This is a genomic window from Pseudonocardia sp. Ae150A_Ps1, assembly GCF_001932315.1.
Classification (GTDB): Bacteria; Actinomycetota; Actinomycetes; order Mycobacteriales; family Pseudonocardiaceae; genus Pseudonocardia.
The window spans coordinates 3,298,675-3,322,447 of the sequence record NZ_MCIJ01000001.1 but is presented as its reverse complement, the minus strand read 5'-3'; the positions used below and the strand labels follow the sequence as shown (position 1 = coordinate 3,322,447).

Here is a 23,773-nt window from a genome sequence, read left to right as displayed (position 1 = left end):
ATCGCCTCCTCCGGGGCCGGGCCCGTCGCGTCGTGCGGGGTCAGCGCCCCCGGTCGGAGCCGCGGCCGGTGAGGCCGGAGCGCTCGACGAGTCCGGCGAGGTCCCGCTCACCGTCGAGCCAGCGCCCGGTGAGCAGCCCGGCCGCCCCGAGCAGCAGCGCGACGACGAACCCCTCGAACCCGCCGGCGATCCCGGCGATGGCGAGCAGCAGGCCCACGAACAGGCCGATCCGGGCGTTGGCGCCGAGTGTCACCGGTCCGCTTACGACACCCGGGCGGGGTTCTCGATCTTCTTGGCCGGCTGGGTCTCCTCGGCCGGCTCGTCGGTCGGCAGGTGGACGTCGTCGACCGAGATGTTGACCTCGACGACCTCCAGGCCGGTCATGCGCTCCAGGGCGGTGATGACGTTGCGGCGGATGGCCTTCGCCAGGTCGGCGATCGAGACGCCGTACTCGACGACGATGTTGATGTCGACGGCCGCCTGCTTCTCGCCGACCTCGACGGCCACGCCCTGCGAGGCGTTGGTCGTACCGCCCGGGATGCGCTCGCGCAGCGCGCCGAACGCGCGTGCGGCGCCGCCGCCGAGGGCGTGGACGCCGTTGACCTCGCGCGCGGCCAGCCCGGCGATCTTCGAGACGACGGTCTCGGCGATCCGGGTGCTGCCGTGCTCGGACTGCAGCGCCGACGGGGTGCCGGTGGTGCCGGTCGTGGCGGGAGCCTTCGTGTCGGTGCCGGTGCTCATGGGGTGCGCCTCCGCGTTTCGTGGGCCCGGGATCCGCCGGGCCGGTGTGGGCTGACGGAGCGGGGCCGGGGTCGCGCCGTCCTGCCCCGCCGATCCGTCCGACACCTGTGGGAGGCACCGGGGGGCGGGATCCTCACGCGGAAAGCAGCGTGACGGTCGTCACACCTTCTACTCCGGGGGGAGGCCGATGGTCCAGCCGGTGACGTCGCGCATCGCGATCTGCCAGCAGGCGGGCTCGGTGTAGTTCGGTGCGGCCGCCGACGTCGGCACGATCAGCGCGTCGGTGAAGTAGATCCACCGGATGTCCTTGACCGGGATGGGGGCGCCGGGCCGGTCGCCGTCCCGGCCCTCGGCCATGTCGAGGAACATCTGCACCATCGCCTCGGCGGACTCGTTGCGCGCGTGGCTCTGGGTGAGGTGACGCAACTGCTCGCCGAGCCGTCGCAGCCAGCTGGCGGGGTGCACGGCGTTGCCGAAGACGAGGCCGGCCGAGGTGGCGACCGTCAGCGGCACGCTGTTGCGCTCGTCCCGGTAGGCGACCGACAGCACGGCCTGCAGGTAGCTCGGCGCGCTGAGCTCGGGGATCGTCACCACCCGTTGCGCGTCCGACATGTCGGCGGGACCGTCGGCGTTGACCGTCATGCCCGCTGACGCTAACGGGGGACGGGCTGCTCCGGACAGGTCCGCGTCGCCCTGACGAGAACCCCCGCCCGGCGGAGTGCACGCTCCGGCGGACGGGGTAACCCGATGCTCAGGAAAGTGGCGTGCCGGTCGGGGCGTCGGTCTCGGCGCGGCGCGGGCACGTTCCGCAGGGCGTCGTCCGCCACCGGGACCGGCGCGGTGATCACGCCGAACCGCACGCCGGCTCCGCCGGGGCCGACGCCGGAACGGTGCTCGTGCACCGGCACGTCGAAGCCGCGCTGCAGGGCCGCCGTCCGCAGGGCGTCGTGCACCCGGTCGGCGGTGCCGGCCTGCCCGAAGTCGCCGCGGTAGTGGTACGCCAGCAGCGTGCCCCCCGGACGCAGCCGGTCGAGCAGCGCGGTCGTGCCGACCCGCAGGGTCACCGGCTCCCAGTAGTAGAGGACGTCGGTGCAGACGATGAGATCGAAGGTGCCCTCGGGCATCTCCCGCGGCATCGTCCGCCGGGCGAACTCGGCGGAGGGCACCCGGACGGCGGCGCGTTCGACGGCGGCGTCGCAGATGTCCACGCCGAGCAGCGCGTCGGCGTGCGAGGCGAGCCGCACCGACAGGTCGCCCTCGCCGCAGCCGACCTCGAGCACCCGCTCGAACCGGCGCCCGCTCAGGGTGTCCATCACCGTGCCGTACTTCTGCTGCTCGTACGGGTTGACGCCGATCGCGTACGGGTCGGGACGGCTGTAGAGCCGGTCGTGCGTGCGCCGGCCCCAGCCGGGCTGCCAGATCCAGGTCAGGTCCGCCCAGCGGGGGTCGGTCTCCGGGCGGCCGGCCCGGGCGATCCGGCGCACCGGCGCGGCGGCGGCGCGGGCGCACCCGCTGAGCGTCATGCGGACGACGCGGCGGGCGAGATCGACCGGCGACGGGCGGGTGGACTGGCTGTCTGCCATCGGGCACTCCGGGGTCTGGGGAGCGGTCACGCCCGGTGTGTCGCCGGTGACCGGTCCGTTCGTTACTCCACTCGCCGGAGCAACCCCCGATGCGGTGATCGGGTGACCGCGGTCAGGGCGTGCCCTTGCGGGCCGCCGCCTCCTCCGAGGCCTTCACGACCTGCACCTGGTCGCCGATCTGCAGGTAGTCGAAGTACGCCTTCGCGTCGGCGTCCGGGAGGTGGATGCAGCCGGCCGAGGAGCGGTCGGGGTCGCCGCTGTGGAAGGCGATGCCGCCGTCGTTGAAGAAGACCGACCACGGCATCGGCGCCGGGCGCCCGTCGGCCGTGCGGGACTCCTGGCTCTTGTGCTCGGCCTCCTTGCGGTAGACGCGCAGCGAGTGCCCCACCGGGGTCTCCTGCCCGTTCCCGCCGGAGGAGATGCCGATCGGCCCGCGGATCACCTTGCCGTCCTGGATCAGCCACGACTTCTGGGACTCGAGGTCCACGCAGGCCTTCGCCGCGACGGAGCACGGGGTCCCGGGGACGAGGGGCTGCGCGCGGGCGTCGTCGGCGGCCGGGGAGCCCGCTGCGGCGCTGCCCGCCAGCGCGACGCCGGCGACGCCGAGCGCCAGCGCGGCGAGACGGCGCGGTCGCTGCCGGTCGGTGTCCATGGGAGGTGCTCCTGTTCGTCCGCGTCGCCCGGGGGTGGCGACGCCGCGTGGTCGATCCGTCACAGGAGGAGACGCGTGGGCCGCCCCGGGGTTGCGTGACGTAAAGATCGGCGTGCGTGCCCAGTCTGCCGGTCCGCGGACGGCGTCCCGGCGGCGGTGCGCTCCCGTCCCGATCATCCGGATCGCCCGGTGGGCCGGTCCTGTCCGGTCCTGTTCGGTCCCGTCCGGTGCCCGCCGTCCGGAGCAGCCCGGGATGCACACCCGGCGCACAGCCGGTGCACACCGGATCCGCGGGATGTGCCCGGAACCTGGATCACGAGCGGCCGGGACACCCGGCCCGGATCCACGGAGGACACGATGAGCCCGACCACCCGCGACGACCGGGCCACGCCGGCCACGGAGGAGACCGCCGTCCTGCGGTGGCCGGACCGGTCCGCGCCCGCCGGTGGGCAGCCCGGGCCGGGGGAGGCGGCGGAGCCCGGCCCCGGCTCACCGCAGGACGGCGGCACGGCCCCGGCCGCGGCCGGGTCGGGGAAGGCCGGCCGGGCGCGGCGCACCGTCGGCGTCCGGATCACGGCGCTGATCGCGGGCATCGCGCTGGTGGCCGGCGTGGCGCTCGGCGCACTGGCCGGGTCGCTGTTCGGCGGACCCGGCGGCCCGGGCGGTGGCCCCGGTGGGCCGGGTGGCGCGGCCGGCGGCCCGCCCGGGACGTCCGCCCCGCAGGACGGCGGCTCGGGCTCCCGGGACTCCGGCACGGGCTCGGGCGCGGACTCCGGCGCGGACTCCGGCACGGGCGGTTCGGGCACGGGCGGTTCGGGCACCGGCGGCTCCGGAACCGGTGGCGCGGGCGCGGCGACGGACTCCGGGACCACCTCGGGCACCTGACCCACACACGACGACGCCGGCCGTCCCGCGGTGGGGACGACCGGCGTCGTCGTGTGCGTGCGGCCGGGTGTCTAGTGCGGGGTGACCTCACCCATCTCGACCCACGCGTCCTTGCCGTCCTCGCTCTGGAAGTTGATCAGCGGCTTCTCGGGGACGACGGTCCCCATGAAGTCGAAGAACTTCTGCGCGTGGTCGGTCTTGACGTGCTCGTCCCCCGCCTTGCTGTCGCGGAAGACCTCCACGATGACGAACTCGTTCTCCTTCTCGAAGTTCTCGTGGTAGTCGAAGGAGATGTTGCCCGGTTCCGAGTTCACGTTCTTCTTGTACTCGGAGATCCCGGACAGCCATTCGGCGCGCTTGTCCGGCCGGATCTGCGCCTTGAGGACGATGAGGATCACTGTGGCCTCCGGCTCACGGTCGTCGGGAACGTCGGCGGAATCTTTCCACGGACCGGCCGCGTGCGGGCGTCTCAATCGTGGACGCCCGGCCCTTGATCAGGAGAAGGTCTTCGTGTCGATCACGAAGCGGTACCGGACGTCGCCCTTCACGACCCGCTCCCAGGCGTCGTCCACGTCGTCGCAGGAGATCGTCTCGATCTCGGTGCCGAGGCCGTGCTCCGCGCAGAAGTCCAGCATCTCCTGGGTCTCGCGGATACCACCGATCTTCGAGCCGGACAGGCTCTTGCGGCCCGCGACCAGCGAGAAGCCGTGGTACTCGAGCTTCCCCTCCGGGACGCCGACGTTGACCATCGAGCCGTCGAGCTTGAGCAGGCCCAGGTAGGCGTCGACCGGGATCTGTGCCGCGACGGTGTTGACGATCAGGTCGAACGTGCCGGCCAGCGTCTCGAAGGTCGCCTCGTCCTCGGTGGCGAAGTAGGCGTCCGCACCGAAGCGCTTGCCGTCCTCCTCCTTCGACAGCGACCGGCTGAGGACGGTCACCTCGGCGCCCATCGCCTTGGCGATCTTGACGCCCATGTGGCCGAGGCCGCCCATCCCGACGACGGCGACCTTCTTCCCGGGGCCGGCGTTCCAGTGGTTGAGGGGCGAGTAGAGCGTGATGCCGGCGCAGAGCAGCGGTGCGGCGACGTCGAGCGAGACGCCCTCGGGGATGCCGAGCACGTAGTTCTCGTCGACGACGATCTGCGTCGAGTAGCCGCCGTAGGTGAACTCGCCGTCGTAGTGCTGCGAGTTGTAGGTCTGCACCTCGCCCTTGAGGCAGTACTGCTCCTCGCCCGCCAGGCAGTTCTCGCACTCACGGCAGGAGTCGACGAAACAGCCGACGCCGACCCGGTCGCCGACCGAGTAGCGGGAGACGTCGCTGCCGACCGCGGAGACGGTTCCGGCGATCTCGTGACCCGGGACCATCGGGTAGATGCCCTCGCCCCACTCGTCGCGGGCCTGGTGGATGTCGGAGTGGCAGATGCCGGCGTAGGCGATGTCGATGACGACGTCGTGCGGCTTCGGGTCGCGGCGCTCGACGGTGCCGCGCTCGAAGGGCTTGTTCGGGCCTGCGGTCGTCATGGCGGGCACGGTGGTGGGCACGGTTTCCTCCACACGGGGATCGGGTGCTGGCGTACGACTGGGCGTCATCGCCGCGGTGATGTCGGTGGCGGCTCGCGAGGGGCCGCATCGTCACATGGCTACCCGGGAATGGTTGTGCGCAATCGTTCTGCGGCACAGGTCACCCGGCGCTCCCGCGGGGTCCTAGGCTGACCCCATGCGACACGCCGCGGACCAGGGCCGACACCGGCTCGGGCTTCCGGAGTGGACGGTCCTCGCCGTGGCCGCCGAGCGGCCCGTCCACGGGTTCGCGGTCGCCGCGCTCACCGCGTCCGACGGCGAGCTGGGCCGGGTCTGGCAGATCCCCCGCCCGGTCGTCTACCGCGCGATCGGACGACTGGTGGACGCCGGGCTGATCACCGCCGAGGCTGTCGAGACCGGTGGCGGGCCGCCCCGCACGCTCTACGCCTCGACCGCCGAGGGGCGCGGGCTCGTCGACGCCTGGCTGCTCTCCCCGGTCCCGCACGTGCGGGACCTGCGGTCGGAGTTCCTGCTCAAGCTCGCGATCCGGCACCGGCGCGGCGCCGACCCGGCCCCGCTCGTCGCCGCCCAGCGGGAGGCGCTGGAGCCGATCGTCGTCGCGCTGCGGGAGGAGCAGGCGGGTGCAGACGACTTCGATTGCGCGCTCGTGGCGTGGCGGCGGGTCTCGGCGGAGGCCGCGCTGAGGTTCCTGGACGAACTCTGACTTGTGCTCCGACGTCGGATAGCGGATAGTTCTACTATCCAAACGGGAGGCGGAGTCGTGGTGGAGATCCGGATCGGGGACGACGAGCGGGAGCGCGCCATCGCCCAGCTCGGCAGGCACGTCGGAGCGGGCAGGCTCGACCTGGCCGAGTTCACCGAGCGCAGCGAGCGGATGGCCGCCGCGCGGACCCGCTCGGAGCTCGACGCGGTGCGGGCGGACCTGCCGCACCTGCCCGACCCGGAGCGGGAGGCGCGCGTCCGCCGGACGGTGCTCGCCGCGACCTGGGGGCCGTGGGCGGTGACGGCGGTGATCTGCCTCCTGATCTGGACGGCCGTCGCCGTCGCGGGTGGTGGTGGGTACTTCTGGCCGGTCTGGGTGATCGGCCCGTGGGGCGCGCTGCTGGCGCTCGGCACGCTGACCGGTGCCCGGGTGTTCCCGTGCGGAGGGGTGCGGCACGGCCGGACCGGGTAGACCGGGTCCATGGCCCGACGCGACCTGACCTGGATCCCGCGCCTGCTCGGCGCGGCCACCGCCGCCTACAGCGTGGCGATCACCGCCAAGCCGGAGCTGTTCCTGCGCCCGACGAAGCTGCTCGGCGACGGCGAGCGGCCCGACGCCGGGCAGCGGGCCCTCACGATGGCGATCGGCGGCCGCGACCTGGCGTCCGGGCTCGCGATGCTGTTCGCCCCGGCCGGAACCCCGCTGAAGACGGCCGTCGCGGTCCGGGTCGGCGCGGACGTCGCCGACCTCGCGGTGCTCGGTTCGCAGCTGCCCGACCGCGACGCCCGGGAGAAGGCGACGATGGTCGCCGCGGGCTGGGGTGCGCTGTGCGCGTTGTCGATCCTCACCGCCGACCGGCCGCGCCGGTGACCTGACAGCGACGCCGCCCATCGACGATGATCGGTGGATGGCCACGAGCACCGGGGGCGACCCCCATCTGGAACGCGCCTACACACTGACCGGCCCGGACGACGCGCGCGCTCTACGACGACTGGGCCGCCACCTACGACGCCGACCTCACCGGCGACGCCCAGGGCTACGTCGCCCCCTCGGTCGCCGCCGACGCGGTGGTCGCCGCCGCGGGCACCGGCGGCGAGATGCTGGACGCCGGCTGCGGCACCGGCCTGGTCGGTGTCGCGCTGCGCGAGCGCGGGGTCGGCACCGTCGACGGGCTCGACCTCTCGCCCGGGATGCTGGAGCGGGCCCGCGCGACCGGCGCCTACCGCGACCTGCGTGAGGCCGATCTCACCGCCGCGCTGGAGCTGCCCGACGACCGGTACGACGTCGTCGTCTGCGTGGGGACCCTCACCCACGCCCACGTGGGCCCGTCCGCCATCGGCGAGTTCACCCGGGTCGTGCGGCCCGGCGGGTACCTGGTCGCCACCGTGCTCGACGACGTCTGGGAGGACGGTGGCTACCGGGCCGAGGTGGACCGGCTGGCCGCCGCCGACGTCTTCGAGGCGGTCTCGATCGAGATCGCCCCGTACCGCTCCGGCCAGCAGGTGGACTGCCGGCTGCTGGTGCTGCGGGTGCGGTAGCCACACTGTCCGGTATGAGTTCCGACCGCGGCCCCGTCGTCGGGCGCCGGATCCTGATCGCGCTGCTCGCGCTGGCCGTCCTGGTGCACGCGCGGCTGGTGGCCGTGGTGGGGTCCGCCGCGCCCCTGATCGCCGTGCTCGACGGCGTGGTGGCGATCGCCGCGATCGCGGCACTGGCGCTGGTGATCCGGCGGGCGGACGGACCGGCACTGCTGGCGTCCGCCGTCGCCGGTGGGCTCGGGGTCGCGCTGTTCCTCGTCCCGGGGCTGGTCGTGCTCGCCCAGGGGCAGACCTGGACCGCGTGGCTGGACCCGTGGGCGTTCGGCGCGCTGCTGCTGGACGCGATGGTAGTGCGGATCGCCGTCTTCACGCTCCGAAAGGTCGACGGGACCCCCACCCGCACCTAGTCACCGCGGTGTAAGCCACGGCACCGGAACCGCCGGAACATCTCCGTATCGAAAGCAACAGCGGTCTGCGTTGATCGTTCGTAACCATTGAAATGTGGTTGTGACCAGCGGATATGTCAACTCCCGTTATTTCCGTGTGATAGGTCACGAGGGCCCGGCTTGACCCGATCTCGCACTTTCGGCGACCTTCGATGTCGCTCTCGGCCGTCCCGAGGTCGGAGCGAACACCACAACGCCGGAACCGCCACGCCAGGACGGCCCCGTCCCACGGTTTCCGGGTAGTCGACCTGCTTCGGGCGGGACGGGGCCGCGGGCCGCGAGCGATCCCTCGCGTGAAACCGGACGGCGCTCCCCGCGCGGCCGGCCCGCCCGGAAAGTCGTGGGTCCGGAACCAGGTGAATCAGATGAGCAGCACGCGCATGTCCATCGTTGGGCGTTTTGTTGGAACTCTGACGGCCGGCATCCTGGCGTTCGGGGCTCCGCTCGCCCTGGCCGGGACCGCGAACGCCGCCCCCGAGACCACCGCCGCGGTCACCCCGGCCGCCGCGACCGCCCCGACCCAGTCCGTCTCCACCTCCACGTGGGACAAGCTCGCCAAGTGCGAGTCCGGTGGCGACTGGACCACCAACACCGGCAACGGCTTCTCCGGCGGCCTGCAGTTCACGCCGTCGACCTGGAAGGCCTACGGCGGCAAGGGCAAGCCGCAGAACGCCAGCAAGTCCGAGCAGATCCGCGTCGCGGAGAAGGTGCTCGACGGCCGGGGCTGGGGTGCCTGGCCGGCCTGCTCCAAGAAGCTGGGCCTGGCGTAAGACCCCTGCTGCGACGGGCGGTGACCTCCACGGTCGCCGCCCGTCGTCGTGCGGCAGGACCGTGTGGTCAGGCCGCGCGCAGCCGGGTGACGACGTCGAGGACCAGCGCGGGATCGGCGTCGTACGGCGTGTTCAGCGAGATCCGGTCCACCAGGTCCCCGTAGCGGGAGACCACACCCGCGGCGACCGCGTCCGGTGGGCCGGAGACCGCGAACAGGTCCAGCACGTCGTCGTCGACCAGCCCGGCCATCTCGTCCCAGGCCTGCTGCCGGGAGAGCCTGTTGAGCCGGTCGGCCAGCTCGCCGCGACCGTGGTGCTCCAGCACCGGACGGTACGGCGGCGTCGACGCGTAGAACGCGATCTGCCGGCGCACCCCCGCCTCCACGGCGGCCCGGGCGTCGGCGTCCGCGCCGAGCACCACGAACACCGGCAGGCAGACGTCGAACCCCGTCAGGTCGTCGGTCCCGCGGCCGCGGCGCAGCGCGGGCAGCGTCACCTCCGCCAGGTACGACGGCGAGGTCAGCGAGTGAGCGAGCAGCCCGTCGGTGACCCGGCCGGCCACCTCCGTCATCCGTTCCCCGACCGCCGCGAGCATCACCGGCGGCGGGCCGTGCGGGTTCGGGCCCGGCGAGAAGAACTCCGTCATCAGGGTGTGCGAGTAGAACTCGCCCTTGTAGCGGAGCCGGTCGCCGGTCGCCCACGCGTCCCAGATCGCCCGCAGGGCACGGACGAAGTCCTCCATCCGGGCCGCGGGCCTGCTCCACGGCATCCCGAACCGGCGCTCGATGTGCGGACGCACCTGCGAGCCGAGGCCGAGGTCGAACCGCCCGCCGGAGACCAGCTGCACGTCGTTGGCCTGGTACGCGAGCGTCATCGGGTTGCGGGCGAACGCGACCGCGATCGCCGACTGCAACCGGATCCGGCTGGTCGCCCGCGCGGCGAGGCCGAGCGCGACGAACGCGTCGTGCGAGGTCTCCGGCACCGAGAGGGTGTCGTAGCCCTCCTTCTCCGCCTCGACGGCGGTCGTCTCGGTCTCGAGCGGACCGGCGGAGAACCCGCCGGTGGTGTCCACGCGCACTAGTGGCTCCTCGTGTCGGGGACGACGCGGTCGAGCCAGGTCAGCAGCTCGGCGACGATCTCGTCGCGGTTCGTCTCGTTGAACACCTCGTGCCGGGCACCCGGCCAGATCCGCAGCGTCACGTCGTGCATCCCGGCCGCGGCGTAGCGCTCGGTGAGCGGGCGGACCAGCGCCAGGCCCCCGTTCACCGGGTCCTCGTCGCCGACGACGACGTGCACCGGCAGCCCGCCCGGGATCCGCCGGAGCGTTCCGGCGTCGGCGAGCGGCCGCGCGCGCTCGAACATCGCGCGGGTGCCGGGCAGGTCGATGCCGAAGCCACAGCGCGCGTCGCCGACGTACGCGTCCACCTGGGCGGTGTCACGGGACAGCCACTCGTAGCCGGTGCGCTGCTCGAACGGCGCGTTGAACGACGACAGGTCCATCGGGACCGAGAGGTCGAGCCCCTGCTCCATCAGGTCCAGCACGGCGGTGCCGGACAGCACCACGGCGTCCGGCGGTGGCGCGTCCGCGACCAGGTACTGCTGCACCGCGAACGAACCCATGCTGTGCCCCAGCAGCACCAGCGGCACCCCGGGCTGCTCCTCGCGGGCCTGCGCGGACAGCACGCCGATGTCGGCGACGAGCTGGTCCCAGCCGTCGTCACCGAGCACGCCGTAGCCCTCCGGCCCGCCCGCGGTGGCGCCGTGACCGCGGTGGTCCTGGGCGTACACGGCGAAGCCGCGGCCGGTGAGCGCCGCGGCGAGCGCGACGTAGCGCAGCGCGTGCTCGCCCATCCCGTGCGTCAGCTGGACGATCCCCCGCACCTCCTCCCGGTCGTGGGGGAGCCACCGGTAGGCGGTGACGGCCGTGCCGTCCCGGCCGGAGAAGGTGAAGGTCTCGGTCCCGCTCATGTAGCGCACCGCCTCGTGCGTCGGATCGATCTCGCCGGATCGTCCGTCACGGCGAGTCGGACGGTCAATGCTCACCGGGCTCGAGCGTGCCGCGCAGCCAGTCGACGGCGCGGGCGCTGAAGCCGTCGGCGATCGTGGTGCCGGTGCCCCAGCCGTCGAAACCGTGCGGTGCGCCGGGCACGACGTCGAGGGTCACCGGCACGCCCGCGGCGCGGAGCCGGTCGGCGTAGTCGACGTCCTCGTCGTGGAACAGGTCGACGTCGCCGACCCCGATCCAGGCCGGTGGGAGACCCGCGAGGTCCTCGCGCCGGGCCGGGGCGGCGTACGGCGGCGGGGTCACGGTGCCGGGCGCGTGCCCGAGGTAGCTGCGCCAGCCGACCTCGTTGTTGCGGTTGCTCCACACGCGGTGCCGGGGCAGGTCGAGCTCCCGGCGGGCGGCGGTGCGGTCGTCGAGCATCGGGTAGAAGAGCCACTGCGCGAGCGGCTGCGGTCCCTGCTCGTCGTGCAGCCGCTGCGCGAGGGCCGCGGCCAGGCCGGCCCCGGCGCTCGCCCCTCCGACGACGACCCGGCCCGGGTCGATCCCGAGGTGGGCGGTGTCGTCACGCAGCCGGGTCCAGGCGGCGTGGCAGTCGTCCACCGCGGCGGGGAACGGGTCACCGGGGGCGAGCCGGTAGTCGACCGAGACCACGACCACGCCGAGCTCGGCCGCGAGCGTGCCGCAGCGCTTCTCGTCGATCATCGGTGAGCCGAGGACCAGGCCACCGCCGTGGATCCACAGGAGCGCGCCGCCGGACGCCCGGTGGTCGGGCACGTAGATCCGGACCGGTGGCGGGCCCGGCTCGGTCGTCGTGCGGACGCCGTCGACGGCGACCGGGCGGCCGCGCCGGGACAGGCGCTGCCCGAGCCGCAGCAGCCACGGGAGGTGCAGCGGCAGCGGCGGGACCCGGCGCACGGGGCGCCGGAGCTCCCGGGCGATCCGGTCGGTCGCTGCGGTCCGGTCGGTGCCCACCCGTGTACCTCCCCCGCGACGGCCCGTCCGTCGCCCGTCCGATCATGGCCGAGCCCCCGTCGTCGTGCCCGGCCGTGCACCGGGACCGGGCGCTCAGCTCCAGCTGTCCGGGCGGCGGGCGACCGTGTGGATGTGGTCGACCTCGGCGGCGCCGAGGGCCGGTGCCATCCCGCGCAGCGCGAACACGAGCGCCCCCTCGGTCGCGACGACGACGTCGTCGGGCCAGCGCCGGACCCGCATCGGGGTGCCGACCACCGCGACGACCGGCCGGACCCGCACGTCGGCGGCACCGGGCCCCAGCCGGGGGAGCAGCAGCTCCCGGACCCGCCGGGCCTCCGCACGGGCCCGTGGGATCGCGTCCGTCGCGACACCCGAGACCACCAGGCGGTCGCCGTCGAGGAGGACCGTGCGGTGCCGGTGGTGCCGGGTGTTGATCACGCAGATCCCGGGCGGGCCGATCAGGACGTGGTCGAGGTCGGCCGCGCCGCCGTCGAGCGGGACCGAGTGGAGCACCCGCCAGCGCGGTGGCCTGCCCAGCAGCCGGTCGCGCCGGGTCCGCCCGGTCAGCCGCTCCAGCAGGTGCGCGGTGCGCACCTCACCGTCGGCACCGAGGCGCCAGTTCCGGTCGGGCCGGCCGGCGCTGCGGACGTGGGCGGCCACGTGGCCCGCCCGGCGCCCCGGGTAGTGCTGGGCGAGGTCGAGTGTGCGGGAACGGTCGACGGTGTCGTGGGTCCCGGTCCTGCCTGTCGTGTCCGTCATGGGCGGAGTGTGGACCCGACCCCCGATAGGAACCGGGCCGCGCGGTGGTGGCGGCGCCGGTACCGTCGCGAGGGGGTGGTGGCCGTGGATCCGCGATTCGAGTCGCCGGTCGACCGGGCCGTCCGGGAGGCGGCCGAGCGGGGCGAGTTCGACGACCTGCCCGGCAGGGGCCGCCCGCTGCCGGGCGCCGGGACCACCGGCCCGGTCGACGAGAACTGGTGGGTCCGCGGCTACCTGCGGCGCGAGGGACTCTCCGGCGACGCGCTGCTCCCGCCGTCGGTCCAGCTCCGCAAGGAGCTCGACGGGATCGACGCGGCGGTCGTGCGGTTCGCCGACGAACGCCGGGTCCGCGAGCACGTCGACGAGGTCAACTCCCGGGTCGTCGACTTCATGCGATACCCGATGGGGCCGCGGGTGCCGATCCGGAAGCTCGACGCCGACGAGGTGGTGGCCCGCTGGCGGGCCGGCCGCGCGCCGCGCCGTACCGGACCGGCGGCCGGGGCACCGTCGCCGGCACGCGCCGCCGGCGCCCCGCCGCCCGGCCGCGGGTGGTGGCGCCGCCTGCTGCGGCGCCACTGACCGGGGCGGTGCAGCGGCCTCAGCTGCGTGCCGGGACCCGGGGCGCGAAGTGGCCGGGCGAGGCCAGCGGACGCTCGGTCTCCAGCAACGTCTTGAGCGCCGCGAGGATCGCGGGCCAGCCCTCGCCGACGTCGCGCATGTCCTGGGTGCCCTGCTCGTCCGGGGTGAAGCCGGTGTGGGTGACCTGCAGTTTCACCGCCTCCTCGCCGAACGCCGAGATCCCGAACTCGACGACCGTCGGCGGCCGTCCCGCGGCCTCCTCCGCCCGCCCGGTGAAGGTGTACGAGAGCCGGTGCGGCGGCTCGACGGCGAGGATCCTCCCGATGAAGTCGTCGCGGTTGGGGTGTACGGCCTCGAGCGGGCTGCCGACCTGCCAGTCCGAGGTCAGCTCGGCGCCGCCCCAGTACTGCATCGTGAACTCGGGCGTGGTCAGCGCCCGGAAGACCTGCTCGGGCGTGCTGCGGATGTAGGTCGTGTAGACGTAGGTGCGGTCAGGTGCCTCGGTCATCGTCGTCCTCCAGCGCGGCGCGCAGGGACGTGATCGCCTGCACCCGGCTGCGCTCGAACTTCCCGATCCACCGGTCGTGGATCTCCTGGATGGGCACCGGGTCGAGACGGTGGAGCTTCTCCCGGCCGCGGCGGACGGCGGACACCAGCCCGGCGGACTCCAGCAGCCCGAGGTGCTTGGAGACCGCCTGCCGGCTCATCTCCAGGCCATCGCACAGCTCGCCGAGCGTCTGCCCGCCCCGTTCGTGCAACCGGTCGAGGATCTGCCGCCGGGTCGGGTCCGCGAGGGCCCGGAAGACGGCGTCGACGTCGGTCACGCGGCCAATTATGCAACCAAAAGGTTGCGTGTCAAGCGCGGCGCCACCGGCCCCAGGGTTTCTCCACCGACAGCACCGTCGCGGTCAGCAGCATCACCTGGTGCACCGCCGAGCTCAGGACGAGCGACCAGAGCAGCGACCGGTCGTCCCCCGCGGCGGCGGCCTCGATCCATCCGGTGTTCAGCACGACCGAACCGACGATCACCGTCAGCGCCAGCACGGTCTTCGCGACCACCCAGCGGTACCGGACCAGCCCCCACGGCGTCCCGATGCCGAGGGCGGCCCCGGTCAGGACGGTGCCGACCGCGAAGAACGGGATGATCCCGTTGCCGACCAGCGCCATCGCCGGGACCGCGAAGCCCGCCCCGGCCCCCTGCACCAGCACCGACGCGGGCAGCACGAGCATCACCAGGGACAGGCCGGTCCAGCCGGCGGCGAGCACGACGTGCCCGGTGCGCAGACCGCTCCGTGCCCGGCGGGGCAGCCGCCGGGCCGGTGCGGCTCGGGCGGAGGGGACGGCCGTGGCGGTCACCGGAGCTCCGCGGGGACGGCCTCGTCCGGCGACGGCTCGCGCTCGGCCCGCCGCGAGTGCACGAACAGGATCAGCCCGAGCCAGAACGCCGGCCCGATCGGCATGAACAGCGGAGCCGGGCCGAACACGGCCGCGACCACCAGGAACAGCAGCACGGCGACGGTGATCCCGGCGTGCACGCCGAGGATCCGGCGGGCCCGCGGGGTGAGTGGCCCGCGCCGGGGCCTGCGGGGCTGCGGCGTCGGCGGCAGGCCGGCCAGCAGCGGGACGAGCTGGGCGCGGGTCCGGGCGGCGTAGGCAGCGGCCTGGCGCTCGTCGGCCTCGGCGAGGGTCAGGCGGCCCTCGGCCGCCGCGTGCCGGAGCCGGTCGGTGACGTGCTCGCGTTCGGCGTCGGAGGCGAGGACGGCGTCGTCGCCGGTGCTGGTCGTGGGTGCGGGGACCGCGTCGGTCGTGGTGACCGCCGGGACCTCGTCGGTGGTGTCCGGTGTGGTCGTCATGGCGGCAAGCCTGGCTGCGGGACGTGCCCGCACGCGTCCGTCCGCGGTCGCCGATCCGGCTGCTGCCCGGGTGGCAGGGCGGCGGGCGGGCGTACTCCCCACGGGGTACCTGGCCGGTCACCGCCCGGACGACGCCCGCCGCCGCTGTCGCGGTCTACCGTGTCGCCGTGCCCGCCGATCGCCGTCCGCGCTGGTGGGGCGGGGTCGTGCGGACCCTCGTCCTGCCCGCCGTCGTCGCGCTGCTCACCGCCGGTGGGACGGCGTTCGGCGCGGCCCGGCGGGGTGGCTGGGAGTGGTACGGCGGCCCGGTGCTCCCCGGTGGCGGGCCGTCGATCGACGGGCTGGCCGTCGTCCTGCTGGCGATCGGGCCGCTCGCGCTGGTGTTCCGGCGGGCCGACCGGATCGTGGCGCTGGCCGTTGCGGCCGGGGCCGTCGTCGCCTACCTGGGGCTGGGGTACCCGCCGGCCGGCCCGACCGGGCTGGCGCTCGGGGTCGCGATCGTCGCCGCGGTCGCCGCCGGGCTGCACCACCGGGCGCTCGTGGTGGTCGTCGCGGCCGCCGTCGTGCTGGTCGGCTGGGTGCTGCTGAGCGGACGCCCGGTGCCGTGGACCGCGGGTGGTCCGGTCCTCGCCTGGCTGCTGGCACTGTTCGCGGTGGGCGCGCTGTGGCGGGTCCGCCGGGAGCGCATGGAGCAGGCCCGCCGCGCGGCCGAGGAGCAGCGCCGCCGCCGGGCGGGCGAGGAGCGGCTGCGGATCGCGCAGGAGCTGCACGACGTGCTCGGTCACCACGTCTCGCTGATCAACGTGCAGGCCGGGGTGGCGCTGTTCCTGATGGACGACGACCCGGAGCAGGCCCGGACCGCGCTCACCGAGATCAAGCGGGCCAGCCGCGACCTGCTCCGCGAGATGCGCTCGACGCTGGGCGTGCTGCGCGCCGTCGACGAGGAGGCACCCCGGCTGCCGACCCCGGGCCTGGACCGGCTGGACGCGCTGCTCGACGAGGTCCGCGCCGCCGGGCTGCCGGTCGACCGGCGCACCGAGGGCGAGCCCCGGCCGCTGCCGACCGGCGTCGACCTGGCCGCCTACCGGATCGTGCAGGAGTCGCTGACCAACACCCGCCGGCCCGCGGGGGCCGCGGCCGCCGTCGTCACGCTGCGGTTCCCGGCCGGCGAGCTGGAGCTGACCGTCGACGACGACGGCACCGGCCCCGCCGGGGACGCGGTCGAGGGGACCGGACTGACCGGCATGCGGGAACGGGCCCGGTCGGTCGGCGGCACGCTCGACGCGGGCCCCGGGCCGGAGCGCGGGTTCCGGGTGCACGCCCGGCTCCCCGCCGCGCCGCTCGGCGAGCCGGACGGCGACGGCGCCGTCGGAGCCGGGAGGGTGGACGCGTGATCCGCGTGCTGCTGGCCGACGACCAGGCCCTCGTCCGCTCCGGGTTCCGGGCGCTGCTCGGCTCCCAGCCCGATCTCGAGGTCGTCGCCGAGGCCGGGGACGGCGCGGAGGCACTCGCCGCCACCCGGGCCCAGGCGCCCGACGTCGTGCTGATGGACATCCGGATGCCCGGCACCGACGGCCTCACGGCCACCCGGGAGATCACCGGCGACCCGGGCCTGAGCGGGACGAGGGTGATCGTCCTGACGACCTTCACCGACGACTCGTACGTGTTCGAGGCGATCCGGGGCGGCGCCAGCGGGTTCCTGGTGAAGGACTCCGAACCGGCCGACCTGATCCACGCGATCCGGATCGTGCACGGCGGCGAGGCCCTGCTCGCGCCGGCCGTGACCCGCACCCTGATCGCCGAGTTCGCCGCCCGGAGCCGCGGCGGCCCGGCCGCGTCGCCCCGGCTGGACGCGCTCACCGAGCGGGAGCGCGAGGTGCTTGCCGAGGTCGCCGCCGGACTGTCCAACGACGAGATCGCCGACCGCCTGCACATGAGCCCGACGACGGCGAAGACGCACGTCAGCCGCACGATGACGAAGCTCGGTGCGCGGGACCGCGCCCAGCTCGTGGTGGTGGCCTACGAGTCGGGGCTGGTCCGGCCGGGCTGGACCGGGTGAGGGTGCGAGGATCCCGGGGGTGACCTCCACGACGACGGTGTTCGTGTTCAACGGCCCGAACCTGAACCTCCTCGGCACCCGCAAGCCCGAGGTGTACGGCACCACCGTGCTCGCCGACGTCGAGGCGCTGTGCCGCCGCAGCGCCGGCGACCACGGCCTCGCGCTGGACTTCCGGCAGACCAACCACGAGGGCACCCTCGTCGACTGGATTCACGAGGCCGGGAGCGCGGTCAAGCGTGGTGAGGCGCTCGGGCTGGTGCTGAACGCGGCCGCCTACACCCACACGTCGGTCGCGCTGCACGACGCGATCGAGGGCACCGAGCTCCCGACCGTCGAGGTGCACATCTCGAACGTGCACGGCCGGGAGACCTTCCGGCACCACTCGTACGTCTCGCCCGTCGCGACCGGGATCGTCGTCGGGTTCGGCATCGACGGGTACGCACTGGCCATCGACGGCCTGGTCCGGAAGGCCCGGCCGCTGCGGTCGGTCTGAGGCGGGCGCGCCCACGGTCCGGACGCGGGACCGGGCCGCCGCACCCCCTCGTGTGCGACGGCCCGGACGCCCGGCTCAGCCCTCCATGGCCGACGGGTCCATCCAGACGAACTCCCAGCGGTGGCCGTCCGGGTCGTCGACGCTGCGGCCGTACATGAACCCGTGGTCCTGGGTCTCGCCGCCTTGCGTGCCGCCGGCGGCCAGGCCGGCGTCGGCGATGCGGTCGACCTCCTCGCGGCTCTCCGCCCCGAGGGCGTTGATCACCTCGCGGGCGGTGCCCGCGTCGGCCACCGACGACTGCTTGGTGAACTCCGCGAACCGCTTCTCGGTCATGACCATCGCGACGATCGCGTCGCTGATCACGAACGAGGCGGTCTGCTCGTCGGAGAACTGCTCGTTGAGCGTGAACCCGAGCGCGGCGTAGAACGCCTTCGAGGCGTCCAGGTCGCTCGCCGGCAGGTTGACGAAGATCATGTTCGGCATCGGGGGCTCCTGGGATGTGCTGTGGCGCCGGGGTTCCGGTGCCGTTCGAAAGGGGAGACCGGGTCGCTCCCGGGAACTCATCGGGCGGGCTCAGGATTTTTCCGGGCGGTCCGGCAGGATCGGGGGCATGACCGATCGGAACGCAGGCGGAGCGAGCACCGGCACCGTGAAGTGGGGGATCGTCGGGCCCGGCCGGATCGCCGACAGCGTCGCACCGGACTTCGCGCACGTCCCCGGCGCCGAGCTGGTCGCGGTCGCGTCCCGGTCGGCCGAACGCGGCGAGGCGTTCGCCCGCAGGCACGGGATCGAGCGCGTCCACACCGGATACCGGGCGATCCTCGACGACCCCGGCGTCGACGTCCTCTACGTCGCCACCCCGCACCCGCAGCACCGGGCGATGGCGCTGGCGGCGCTGGAGGCCGGGAAGGCGATCATGGTGGAGAAGGCCTTCACGGTCAGCTCCGTCGGCACCCGTGAGGTCGCCGCGGCGGTCCGCAACCACGGCGTCTTCGCGATGGAGGCGATGTGGACCCGGTTCTTCCCGGCCGTCGTCCGGCTGCGGGAGCTGGTCGCGGAGGGCGCGATCGGTGAGGTCCGCTCGGTGCAGGCCGACCTCGGCGTCCGGAACCGGACCGCCGCCGACGACCGGTTCTTCTCGCCCGAGCTGGGCGGCGGTGCGCTGTTCGACCTGGGCGTCTACGTGATCTCGTTCGCCCAGATGCTGCTCGGCAGCCCCTCCGAGATCGCCGCGAGCGGCGCGCTGGCCCCGACGGGCGTCGACCTCGAGGAGTCGATCCTGCTGGGCTGGCCCGACGGCCGCAGCGCCGCACTGCAGGTCAGTCTGCAGTGCGCCATGCCCGGCTCGGCCCGGGTCATCGGGACCGAGGGCTGGATCGAGGTGCCGCCGCGGTTCCACCACCCGGACCGGATCGTCGTGCACCGGCACGGGGCCGACCCGGAGGAGATCGTGCTGCCCGCCACCGGGCGCGGGTACGCGCACGAGATCGAGGAGGTGACCCGCCGGGTCGCCGCCGGCGAGACGGAGAGCCCGGTGATGCCGCTGGCGGACACCGTCGCCGTGCAGGACGTGATGGCCGCGGTGGCCGACCGGATCGGGATGGTGCCGGAGGAGGGCCCGGCCACGCTGTGAGGCCGCGCCGTCGCAGCTCGTTGCTGTGAGCTAACAGTCGGGTGCAAGACCTTTACCTCGTGCAAACCAGCGAGTAAACCGGGCCCGGTGACCGACCTCACCACACCACCAGAGGGCCGCGAGAAGACCTTTCTCGGCCACCCCACACAGCTCGGGACGCTGTTCGGCGTCGAGATGTGGGAGCGCTTCTCCTTCTACGGCATGCAGGGGATCCTGCTGTACTACATGTACTTCGCCGTGACCGAGGGCGGACTCGGGATCGACCAGGGCACGGCGGCCGGGATCGTCGGCGCCTACGGCGGGACGGTCTACCTCTCCACGATCGTCGCTGCCTGGGTCGCGGACCGGATGTTCGGCCCCGAGCGGGTCCTCTTCGGAAGCGCGCTCTCGGTGATCGCCGGGCACATCGCCCTGGCCCTGGTCCCCGGCGCCACCGGGCTCGCCATCGGCCTCGTCCTGGTCGCCTTCGGCAGCGGCGGGGTCAAGGCCAACGCCTCCACGATCCTCGCCACCCTCTACGGCCCGGGCGACGACCGCCGCGACGCCGGCTTCTCGATCTTCTACCTCGGCGTGAACATCGGTGCCTTCACCGGTCCGCTGCTGACCGACGGCCTCCGCGTGGTCTGGGGCTTCCACCTCGGTTTCGGTCTGGCCGCCATCGGTATGGCGCTCGGCCTGGTCCAGTACTGGTTCAACCGACGCAAGCTCCCCGCCACGGGCTGGGTGGTCCCCAACCCGCTCCCGGCGGCCGCCCGCAGCCGGGTCCTGGTCGGCGCCGTCCTGGTGCTGGCTGCGATCGCGGTCCTCGTCGCGACCGACGTCATCACCGCGGACCGGCTGAAGTGGATCGTGTTCGGCATCGTGGTGGTCGCGACGATCAGCTACTTCACGCTGATGCTCTCGAGCCCCAGGGTGGAGCGGATCGAGCGGCGACGCGTCCTGGCGTTCCTGCCGATGTGGATCGCCAGTGCGGTGTTCTGGGCGATCTTCCAGCAGATCTTCACGGTGTTGGCGATCTACTCGGAGGAGCGGCTCGACCGGTCGATCTTCGGGATCTTCGAGATGCCCCCGGCCTGGAGCCAGTCCATCGAGCCGGTCTTCGTGATCCTGCTGGCAGGCGTCTACGCGACGGTCTGGACGAAGCTCGGACCGCGACAGCCGTCCTCCCCGATGAAGATGGCGATCGGCACCGTGGTCGTCGGACTCGCCTTCCTGCTGTTCGTGCCGTTCGCCGGGACAGGGCCGAACGGGACCCCGCTGCTCGCCCTCGTGGTCATCCTGCTGGTCTTCTGCCTGGCGGAGCTGTTCACCTCGCCCGTCGGCCAGTCGCTGTCGACGAAGCTCGCCCCGCAGGTGTTCCAGACCCAGATGGTGGCCCTGTTCTTCCTCTCGGTCTCCATGGGCACCGTGATGTCCGGCCTGCTCGCCGAGCTCTACACCGCGGACAACGAGGTGGCCTACTTCGGGATCACCGGTGTGGCCGCGATCGTCGTCGGGATCGTCGTCATGGCCACCGTCCCGAAGCTCAAGGTGCTCATGGAAGGCGTGCGCTGAGGCCCCTTCTCGAACGCCGGTTCGAGCTGTCCCCAGCTGTGTGCACACCTGTGGACAACTCGGCCTGCCTGTGGACGGGCCGGGATCACCGGCGGCGGGTACGACGGACCGAGGGCCGGTCCATCCCGTCGCCGGTCATCTCCCGGGCGACCCGCACGACGTGTGCCCGGACGTCCGGTGGCTGGTCGGCGATCCGCATCGCGAGCAGTTCGAGGACCGACGCGAGACCGAAGGCCATCTCCGGGCGGGCCAGCCCGGCGTAGTGCGCCTGCACCGCCTCGTGCCGCAGCCGCACGGCGGCCGCGAGCACGGTCTCGCGGTCGGTGCGCAGGGCCGCGAGCCGGCGTCGTTCGTGGGCGTTCATGCTCCCCCGGGGTCGGGCTGGCGCTGCCGGAGCAGCCGGTCCGCCCGGGGAGCGGGCGCGGGACCAGCGTGCCTCCCGCGCCCGTCCCGCGGCCAGGGGTGTCCCCGAGATGTCGCACACATGTTCGACTCAGAGGTACGACAGCACCACGCCGAGTACCGACAGGGCGCCCCGGACGTGGTTCGCGCGGGTCCACCGCGGGGCGAACGCCGCCCACTCCCCGCCACGTTCCAGGGCGTCGTTGAGCGGGATGTTCACCGCCGCCGTCACGACGAACCCGGCGAGGACGGCGATCCCGGCCCCGATCCGCAGCGGCGCCCCGGTGAGCACCCCCGTCACCAGCACGGCCGCCGCCGCGACCGCGGTGCCCAGGAACAGCACGAGGAAGACCGGATTGACGATCGCCCGGTTCACCGCGCGCATCACCGCGGCCGCCTCCTGCTCCGGCCTGCGGCGCAGCGCCGGCAGCACCGCGACCGAGAACGCCAGGTAGACGCCACCGAGCAGGCCTGCGCCGGTCGCGGCGACGGCGTCGAGCGGGCTCACGACGCGATCCCCTTCGCCCACTCCTCCACGGTCAGGGCGTCCCCGGCGCCGGGGCGAGGGCCGTGCGCACGCACCCGGCCCTCGTTGAACGCGCGGTGCATCGCCACGTGCAGCCGGGCGGAGTCCGCCGGGAACCCGGCCTGCCGCAGGACCTGCTCCATCTCGTCGTCGGGGAGGCGGACGTAGGACAGGTCCGGCATCCCCAGTGCAGGTCCGAGCGCGGCGACGACCGCGGGCACCGTCCGGTCCGCCGCGCCCTGCACCTCCACGATCTCCGGCGCGTCCGCGTCGAGCAGCGCCGCCGCGGCGGCCCGGCCGACGTCGCGGGTCGCCACCATCGGCAGTGCGACGCCCGGGTCGATCGTGTCGGCGTGCACCCCGTGCGCCCGCATCGCGCCGGCCGCGGCGAGGAACGTCTCGAGGAACAGTCCGGGCCGGATCCGGGTGACGCGGGCGTCGAGCGTCGCGAGCCGGACCTCCTGGTCGTGCAGGGTGCCGAGGTACCCGGTCGCGGAGAGGTCCGGCCCGCCGGGGACCTCCGCGCCGAGCGAGCTCAGCGCGACCACCCGCGGCACCCCGCTGTCGCGCAGCCCGGCGACGACGGACTCCCCGAGCCGTGCCTGGTGCGCCGCGTAGCCGGGCTCGGTGACGTCCAGCGGGAGCAGGACGAAGGCGGCGGCCGCCCCGTCGAACGCGCGGCGCAGGAACGACGGGTCGCCCATGTCGCCGCGGAAACCCGCGCCGCGGGAGACCGCGCGGACCTCCACCCCGGCCGCGGACAGCTCCCGGACGACCTGCGAACCCACGTTCCCGGTCGCGCCCAGAACGGTGATCATGACGTGCTCCTCTCGTCAGTGTCCGTCCACGATCACCGCGATCTTCCGGACGCAGAATCTCCCGTTATCCACAATCGTTGCTCGAACGTCCACACCTGGGGACGGACTGTGGATGAACTGTCATGCTGTCCCGGTGTCCGCCGCGCCGCCGTTCCCGGTCGCCGACCCGCTCGGCGAGGCGCTGCACGTCCTGCGCATGGACGGCGTCTTCTACTGCCGCTCCGAGCTGGGCGAGCCGTGGGGCATGACGCTGCCCGCGACGCCGGGCTGCCTCTGGTTCCACGTCGTCACCTCCGGCGGCGGACGGCTGACGGTCGCCGGCGACGGCGCGGAGCAGGCGCTGCGGCCGGGGGAGCTGGTCGTTGTCCCGCACGGGACGGGGCACGCGCTGCGGAGCGCCCCCGGCGTCCTCGCCCCGGACATCCGGTCCATCCCGCACCCGGTGATCGGCGGCCGCTACGGGCTGCTCCGGCACGGTGGCGACGGTCCGGTGACGCGGATGGTGTGCGGGGCGCTGCGGTTCGGGCATCCCGCCGCCCGCGATCTCGTCGACCGGCTCCCGGAGCTGTTCCGGATCGAGCCGTCGCCACTCGGTGACCGGGTGCAGGACACGTTGCGGCTGCTCGCCGCCGAGGTCGAGGACGGTGGCCCCGGCAGCGACGCGGTGATCACGCGGCTGGCCGACGTGCTCGTCCTCCAGGCGGTGCGCGGCCGGCTGGAGCGCGACCCGGCGGCGCGCACGGGCTGGCTCGGCGCGCTCGCCGACGACCGGATCGGCCGCGCGCTCGCCGCCGTGCACCGCGAGCCCGAGCGGGACTGGACGGTCGCGTCCCTCGCGGCGACGGCGGCGATGTCCCGCTCGGCGTTCGCGGCCCGGTTCACCGAGCTGGTCGGCGAACCCGTGATGGCGTACGTGACCCGGTGGCGGATGCAGGCAGCCGTCGACGTCCTGTCGGGGGGTGATGCCACAGTGGCCCAGACCGCGCACCGGTTCGGCTACCGCTCCGAGGCGGCGTTCACCCGGGCCTTCGCGCGGGTGGTCGGGGAACCGGCCGGGCAGGTGCGGCGCCGGGCGGCGACCCGCGGTCCCGCGGGGCTCGAGCTCCTCGCCGGCCCGGTCTGACGACACACCGGGGGTGTCGTACACATGTTCGATGCAGGGGTGCTACGCTGCGGCGACGCAGAGAGGGACGGGCTCGATCGCCCCGCATTCCGCTGTATCGGAGCGATCGTAGAGAGCGGTATGGCGCGGCATCGAAGG

The 23,773-nt window shown here is 73.9% G+C and carries 32 protein-coding genes and 1 pseudogene; 14 read left to right on the top strand and 19 right to left on the bottom strand.

Going from position 1 to position 23,773, the window contains the following annotated elements; genetic code table 11:
• Positions 1-40 precede the first annotated feature (40 nt).
• The 5 genes from Ae150APs1_RS15410 to Ae150APs1_RS15390 all read right to left on the bottom strand — a co-directional run bounded on the left by Ae150APs1_RS15410 (position 41) and on the right by Ae150APs1_RS15390 (position 2,976).
• The gene (locus tag Ae150APs1_RS15410; protein ID WP_075298405.1) at positions 41-253 is read right to left on the bottom strand and encodes a hypothetical protein; all 213 of its coding nucleotides are present in this window, start codon (positions 251-253) and stop codon (positions 41-43) included.
• An 8-nt stretch (positions 254-261) separates the two neighbouring features.
• Positions 262-741, bottom strand: a complete 480-nt coding sequence (locus Ae150APs1_RS15405) for an Asp23/Gls24 family envelope stress response protein (protein ID WP_075298401.1) — start codon at positions 739-741, stop codon at positions 262-264.
• 168 nt (positions 742-909) lie between these two features.
• On the bottom strand, positions 910-1,383 hold the full coding sequence (locus tag Ae150APs1_RS31235; RefSeq protein ID WP_075298399.1) for a hypothetical protein: 474 nt from the start codon (positions 1,381-1,383) through the stop codon (positions 910-912).
• 11 nt (positions 1,384-1,394) lie between these two features.
• Positions 1,395-2,324, bottom strand: coding sequence for an SAM-dependent methyltransferase (locus tag Ae150APs1_RS15395; protein WP_075298396.1), 930 nt, complete (start codon positions 2,322-2,324; stop codon positions 1,395-1,397).
• A gap of 112 nt (positions 2,325-2,436) precedes the next feature.
• On the bottom strand, positions 2,437-2,976 hold the full coding sequence (locus Ae150APs1_RS15390; protein ID WP_075298393.1) for a L,D-transpeptidase: 540 nt from the start codon (positions 2,974-2,976) through the stop codon (positions 2,437-2,439).
• 357 nt (positions 2,977-3,333) lie between these two features.
• Between Ae150APs1_RS15390 and Ae150APs1_RS15385 the strand changes: the two genes are divergently transcribed.
• Positions 3,334-3,861 (top strand): hypothetical protein, encoded by a 528-nt coding sequence (locus tag Ae150APs1_RS15385; protein WP_139316926.1) that lies wholly within the window; start codon positions 3,334-3,336, stop codon positions 3,859-3,861.
• A gap of 71 nt (positions 3,862-3,932) precedes the next feature.
• Here the strand turns inward: Ae150APs1_RS15385 and Ae150APs1_RS15380 are convergent, their stop codons facing one another.
• Both Ae150APs1_RS15380 and Ae150APs1_RS15375 read right to left on the bottom strand, forming a co-directional pair.
• On the bottom strand, positions 3,933-4,259 hold the full coding sequence (locus tag Ae150APs1_RS15380) for a putative quinol monooxygenase (protein WP_010241481.1): 327 nt from the start codon (positions 4,257-4,259) through the stop codon (positions 3,933-3,935).
• Positions 4,260-4,355: 96 nt separating this feature from the next.
• Positions 4,356-5,381, bottom strand: a complete 1,026-nt coding sequence (locus tag Ae150APs1_RS15375) for an NAD(P)-dependent alcohol dehydrogenase (RefSeq protein WP_075302139.1) — start codon at positions 5,379-5,381, stop codon at positions 4,356-4,358.
• Between the two features lie 196 nt (positions 5,382-5,577).
• Here Ae150APs1_RS15375 and Ae150APs1_RS15370 point away from each other — a divergent pair, with 196 nt between their 5' ends.
• The 6 genes and pseudogenes from Ae150APs1_RS15370 to Ae150APs1_RS34330 form a co-directional block, all read left to right on the top strand.
• The gene (locus tag Ae150APs1_RS15370; protein WP_075298387.1) at positions 5,578-6,105 is read left to right on the top strand and encodes a PadR family transcriptional regulator; all 528 of its coding nucleotides are present in this window, start codon (positions 5,578-5,580) and stop codon (positions 6,103-6,105) included.
• 60 nt (positions 6,106-6,165) lie between these two features.
• Positions 6,166-6,576 carry a DUF1707 domain-containing protein gene (locus Ae150APs1_RS15365; protein WP_212567213.1) on the top strand — a complete coding sequence of 137 codons (411 nt, stop codon included), beginning with the start codon at positions 6,166-6,168 and terminating at the stop codon, positions 6,574-6,576.
• Positions 6,577-6,585: 9 nt separating this feature from the next.
• On the top strand, positions 6,586-6,975 hold the full coding sequence (locus tag Ae150APs1_RS15360) for a hypothetical protein (RefSeq protein WP_075298384.1): 390 nt from the start codon (positions 6,586-6,588) through the stop codon (positions 6,973-6,975).
• Positions 6,976-7,172: 197 nt separating this feature from the next.
• On the top strand, positions 7,173-7,643 hold the full coding sequence (locus tag Ae150APs1_RS15355) for a class I SAM-dependent methyltransferase (RefSeq protein WP_249266350.1): 471 nt from the start codon (positions 7,173-7,175) through the stop codon (positions 7,641-7,643).
• A gap of 14 nt (positions 7,644-7,657) precedes the next feature.
• Positions 7,658-8,050, top strand: coding sequence for a hypothetical protein (locus tag Ae150APs1_RS15350; RefSeq protein WP_075298381.1), 393 nt, complete (start codon positions 7,658-7,660; stop codon positions 8,048-8,050).
• Positions 8,051-8,469: 419 nt separating this feature from the next.
• Positions 8,470-8,850: pseudogene (locus Ae150APs1_RS34330) on the top strand (transglycosylase family protein); the annotation flags it as partial.
• Positions 8,851-8,926: 76 nt separating this feature from the next.
• On the opposite strand, the gene Ae150APs1_RS15340 reads toward Ae150APs1_RS34330, so the two are convergent.
• The 4 genes from Ae150APs1_RS15340 to Ae150APs1_RS15325 all read right to left on the bottom strand — a co-directional run bounded on the left by Ae150APs1_RS15340 (position 8,927) and on the right by Ae150APs1_RS15325 (position 12,595).
• Positions 8,927-9,931, bottom strand: a complete 1,005-nt coding sequence (locus Ae150APs1_RS15340) for a TIGR03617 family F420-dependent LLM class oxidoreductase (protein ID WP_249266349.1) — start codon at positions 9,929-9,931, stop codon at positions 8,927-8,929.
• 5 nt (positions 9,932-9,936) lie between these two features.
• Entirely contained in the window at positions 9,937-10,827 is an 891-nt protein-coding gene (locus Ae150APs1_RS15335) for an alpha/beta hydrolase (RefSeq protein ID WP_060576401.1), read from the bottom strand.
• A 64-nt stretch (positions 10,828-10,891) separates the two neighbouring features.
• Positions 10,892-11,836, bottom strand: a complete 945-nt coding sequence (locus tag Ae150APs1_RS15330) for an alpha/beta hydrolase (protein WP_075298375.1) — start codon at positions 11,834-11,836, stop codon at positions 10,892-10,894.
• Positions 11,837-11,929: 93 nt separating this feature from the next.
• Positions 11,930-12,595: a nuclease-related domain-containing protein gene (locus Ae150APs1_RS15325; RefSeq protein ID WP_010241465.1), complete on the bottom strand. Its 666-nt coding sequence runs from the start codon at positions 12,593-12,595 to the stop codon at positions 11,930-11,932.
• 84 nt (positions 12,596-12,679) lie between these two features.
• Between Ae150APs1_RS15325 and Ae150APs1_RS32095 the strand changes: the two genes are divergently transcribed.
• Positions 12,680-13,174 (top strand): DUF1992 domain-containing protein, encoded by a 495-nt coding sequence (locus Ae150APs1_RS32095; RefSeq protein ID WP_170918092.1) that lies wholly within the window; start codon positions 12,680-12,682, stop codon positions 13,172-13,174.
• 19 nt (positions 13,175-13,193) lie between these two features.
• On the opposite strand, the gene Ae150APs1_RS15315 is transcribed toward Ae150APs1_RS32095, so the two are convergent.
• Genes Ae150APs1_RS15315 through Ae150APs1_RS15300 form a run of 4 tightly spaced genes read right to left on the bottom strand, consistent with a single transcriptional unit; the run spans position 13,194 to position 15,027 of the window.
• The gene (locus Ae150APs1_RS15315; RefSeq protein WP_075298370.1) at positions 13,194-13,682 is read right to left on the bottom strand and encodes an SRPBCC family protein; all 489 of its coding nucleotides are present in this window, start codon (positions 13,680-13,682) and stop codon (positions 13,194-13,196) included.
• Complete coding sequence (locus tag Ae150APs1_RS15310) at positions 13,666-13,998, bottom strand: metalloregulator ArsR/SmtB family transcription factor (protein WP_075298368.1); 333 nt, start codon at positions 13,996-13,998, stop codon at positions 13,666-13,668. The genes Ae150APs1_RS15315 and Ae150APs1_RS15310 overlap by 17 nt, the downstream gene beginning before the upstream one ends.
• A 31-nt stretch (positions 13,999-14,029) precedes the next feature.
• On the bottom strand, positions 14,030-14,530 hold the full coding sequence (locus Ae150APs1_RS15305; RefSeq protein ID WP_075298364.1) for a hypothetical protein: 501 nt from the start codon (positions 14,528-14,530) through the stop codon (positions 14,030-14,032).
• On the bottom strand, positions 14,527-15,027 hold the full coding sequence (locus Ae150APs1_RS15300) for a DUF1707 domain-containing protein (protein ID WP_083680149.1): 501 nt from the start codon (positions 15,025-15,027) through the stop codon (positions 14,527-14,529). The genes Ae150APs1_RS15305 and Ae150APs1_RS15300 overlap by 4 nt, the downstream gene beginning before the upstream one ends.
• Positions 15,028-15,194: 167 nt before the next feature.
• On the opposite strand from Ae150APs1_RS15300, the gene Ae150APs1_RS15295 reads away from it, so the two are divergent.
• From Ae150APs1_RS15295 to aroQ, 3 genes are read left to right on the top strand one after another with little or no spacing between them, the layout of a single operon-like run.
• The gene (locus tag Ae150APs1_RS15295; protein ID WP_139316925.1) at positions 15,195-16,421 is read left to right on the top strand and encodes a sensor histidine kinase; all 1,227 of its coding nucleotides are present in this window, start codon (positions 15,195-15,197) and stop codon (positions 16,419-16,421) included.
• Positions 16,418-17,086, top strand: coding sequence for a response regulator transcription factor (locus Ae150APs1_RS15290; RefSeq protein WP_075298361.1), 669 nt, complete (start codon positions 16,418-16,420; stop codon positions 17,084-17,086). The genes Ae150APs1_RS15295 and Ae150APs1_RS15290 overlap by 4 nt, the downstream gene beginning before the upstream one ends.
• Positions 17,087-17,105: 19 nt before the next feature.
• On the top strand, positions 17,106-17,579 hold the full coding sequence (aroQ, locus tag Ae150APs1_RS15285) for a type II 3-dehydroquinate dehydratase (RefSeq protein WP_010243642.1): 474 nt from the start codon (positions 17,106-17,108) through the stop codon (positions 17,577-17,579).
• A gap of 75 nt (positions 17,580-17,654) precedes the next feature.
• On the opposite strand, the gene Ae150APs1_RS15280 is transcribed toward aroQ, so the two are convergent.
• Positions 17,655-18,062 carry a VOC family protein gene (locus Ae150APs1_RS15280; protein ID WP_060574549.1) on the bottom strand — a complete coding sequence of 136 codons (408 nt, stop codon included), beginning with the start codon at positions 18,060-18,062 and terminating at the stop codon, positions 17,655-17,657.
• Positions 18,063-18,189: 127 nt separating this feature from the next.
• On the opposite strand from Ae150APs1_RS15280, the gene Ae150APs1_RS15275 reads away from it, so the two are divergent.
• Both Ae150APs1_RS15275 and Ae150APs1_RS15270 read left to right on the top strand, forming a co-directional pair.
• Complete coding sequence (locus tag Ae150APs1_RS15275) at positions 18,190-19,212, top strand: Gfo/Idh/MocA family oxidoreductase (protein WP_075298358.1); 1,023 nt, start codon at positions 18,190-18,192, stop codon at positions 19,210-19,212.
• Between the two features lie 87 nt (positions 19,213-19,299).
• Positions 19,300-20,766, top strand: a complete 1,467-nt coding sequence (locus tag Ae150APs1_RS15270; protein WP_075298355.1) for an oligopeptide:H+ symporter — start codon at positions 19,300-19,302, stop codon at positions 20,764-20,766.
• A gap of 85 nt (positions 20,767-20,851) precedes the next feature.
• Here the strand turns inward: Ae150APs1_RS15270 and Ae150APs1_RS15265 are convergent, their stop codons facing one another.
• The 3 genes from Ae150APs1_RS15265 to Ae150APs1_RS15255 form a co-directional block, all read right to left on the bottom strand.
• Complete coding sequence (locus Ae150APs1_RS15265; protein ID WP_075298353.1) at positions 20,852-21,130, bottom strand: hypothetical protein; 279 nt, start codon at positions 21,128-21,130, stop codon at positions 20,852-20,854.
• Positions 21,131-21,259: 129 nt separating this feature from the next.
• A complete protein-coding gene (locus Ae150APs1_RS15260) occupies positions 21,260-21,676 on the bottom strand; it encodes an anthrone oxygenase family protein (RefSeq protein ID WP_010243637.1) in 417 nt (138 codons plus the stop codon).
• On the bottom strand, positions 21,673-22,512 hold the full coding sequence (locus Ae150APs1_RS15255; RefSeq protein ID WP_075298350.1) for an NmrA family NAD(P)-binding protein: 840 nt from the start codon (positions 22,510-22,512) through the stop codon (positions 21,673-21,675). The genes Ae150APs1_RS15260 and Ae150APs1_RS15255 overlap by 4 nt, the downstream gene beginning before the upstream one ends.
• Positions 22,513-22,645: 133 nt before the next feature.
• On the opposite strand from Ae150APs1_RS15255, the gene Ae150APs1_RS15250 reads away from it, so the two are divergent.
• Positions 22,646-23,635, top strand: a complete 990-nt coding sequence (locus Ae150APs1_RS15250) for an AraC family transcriptional regulator (RefSeq protein WP_145982848.1) — start codon at positions 22,646-22,648, stop codon at positions 23,633-23,635.
• Positions 23,636-23,773: the final 138 nt, after the last annotated feature.

Coding starts and splice junctions, on each gene's coding strand:
- Ae150APs1_RS15405 (WP_075298401.1), bottom strand. CDS start 741: ATGAGCACCGGCACCGACACGAAGGCTCCCGCCACGACCGGCACCACC.
- Ae150APs1_RS31235 (WP_075298399.1), bottom strand. CDS start 1,383: ATGACGGTCAACGCCGACGGTCCCGCCGACATGTCGGACGCGCAACGG.
- Ae150APs1_RS15395 (WP_075298396.1), bottom strand. CDS start 2,324: ATGGCAGACAGCCAGTCCACCCGCCCGTCGCCGGTCGATCTCGCCCGC.
- Ae150APs1_RS15390 (WP_075298393.1), bottom strand. CDS start 2,976: ATGGACACCGACCGGCAGCGACCGCGCCGTCTCGCCGCGCTGGCGCTC.
- Ae150APs1_RS15385 (WP_139316926.1), top strand. CDS start 3,334: ATGAGCCCGACCACCCGCGACGACCGGGCCACGCCGGCCACGGAGGAG.
- Ae150APs1_RS15375 (WP_075302139.1), bottom strand. CDS start 5,381: ATGACGACCGCAGGCCCGAACAAGCCCTTCGAGCGCGGCACCGTCGAG.
- Ae150APs1_RS15370 (WP_075298387.1), top strand. CDS start 5,578: ATGCGACACGCCGCGGACCAGGGCCGACACCGGCTCGGGCTTCCGGAG.
- Ae150APs1_RS15360 (WP_075298384.1), top strand. CDS start 6,586: ATGGCCCGACGCGACCTGACCTGGATCCCGCGCCTGCTCGGCGCGGCC.
- Ae150APs1_RS15350 (WP_075298381.1), top strand. CDS start 7,658: ATGAGTTCCGACCGCGGCCCCGTCGTCGGGCGCCGGATCCTGATCGCG.
- Ae150APs1_RS15335 (WP_060576401.1), bottom strand. CDS start 10,827: ATGAGCGGGACCGAGACCTTCACCTTCTCCGGCCGGGACGGCACGGCC.
- Ae150APs1_RS15325 (WP_010241465.1), bottom strand. CDS start 12,595: ATGACGGACACGACAGGCAGGACCGGGACCCACGACACCGTCGACCGT.
- Ae150APs1_RS15315 (WP_075298370.1), bottom strand. CDS start 13,682: ATGACCGAGGCACCTGACCGCACCTACGTCTACACGACCTACATCCGC.
- Ae150APs1_RS15300 (WP_083680149.1), bottom strand. CDS start 15,027: ATGACGACCACACCGGACACCACCGACGAGGTCCCGGCGGTCACCACG.
- Ae150APs1_RS15280 (WP_060574549.1), bottom strand. CDS start 18,062: ATGCCGAACATGATCTTCGTCAACCTGCCGGCGAGCGACCTGGACGCC.
- Ae150APs1_RS15275 (WP_075298358.1), top strand. CDS start 18,190: ATGACCGATCGGAACGCAGGCGGAGCGAGCACCGGCACCGTGAAGTGG.
- Ae150APs1_RS15265 (WP_075298353.1), bottom strand. CDS start 21,130: ATGAACGCCCACGAACGACGCCGGCTCGCGGCCCTGCGCACCGACCGC.
- Ae150APs1_RS15255 (WP_075298350.1), bottom strand. CDS start 22,512: ATGATCACCGTTCTGGGCGCGACCGGGAACGTGGGTTCGCAGGTCGTC.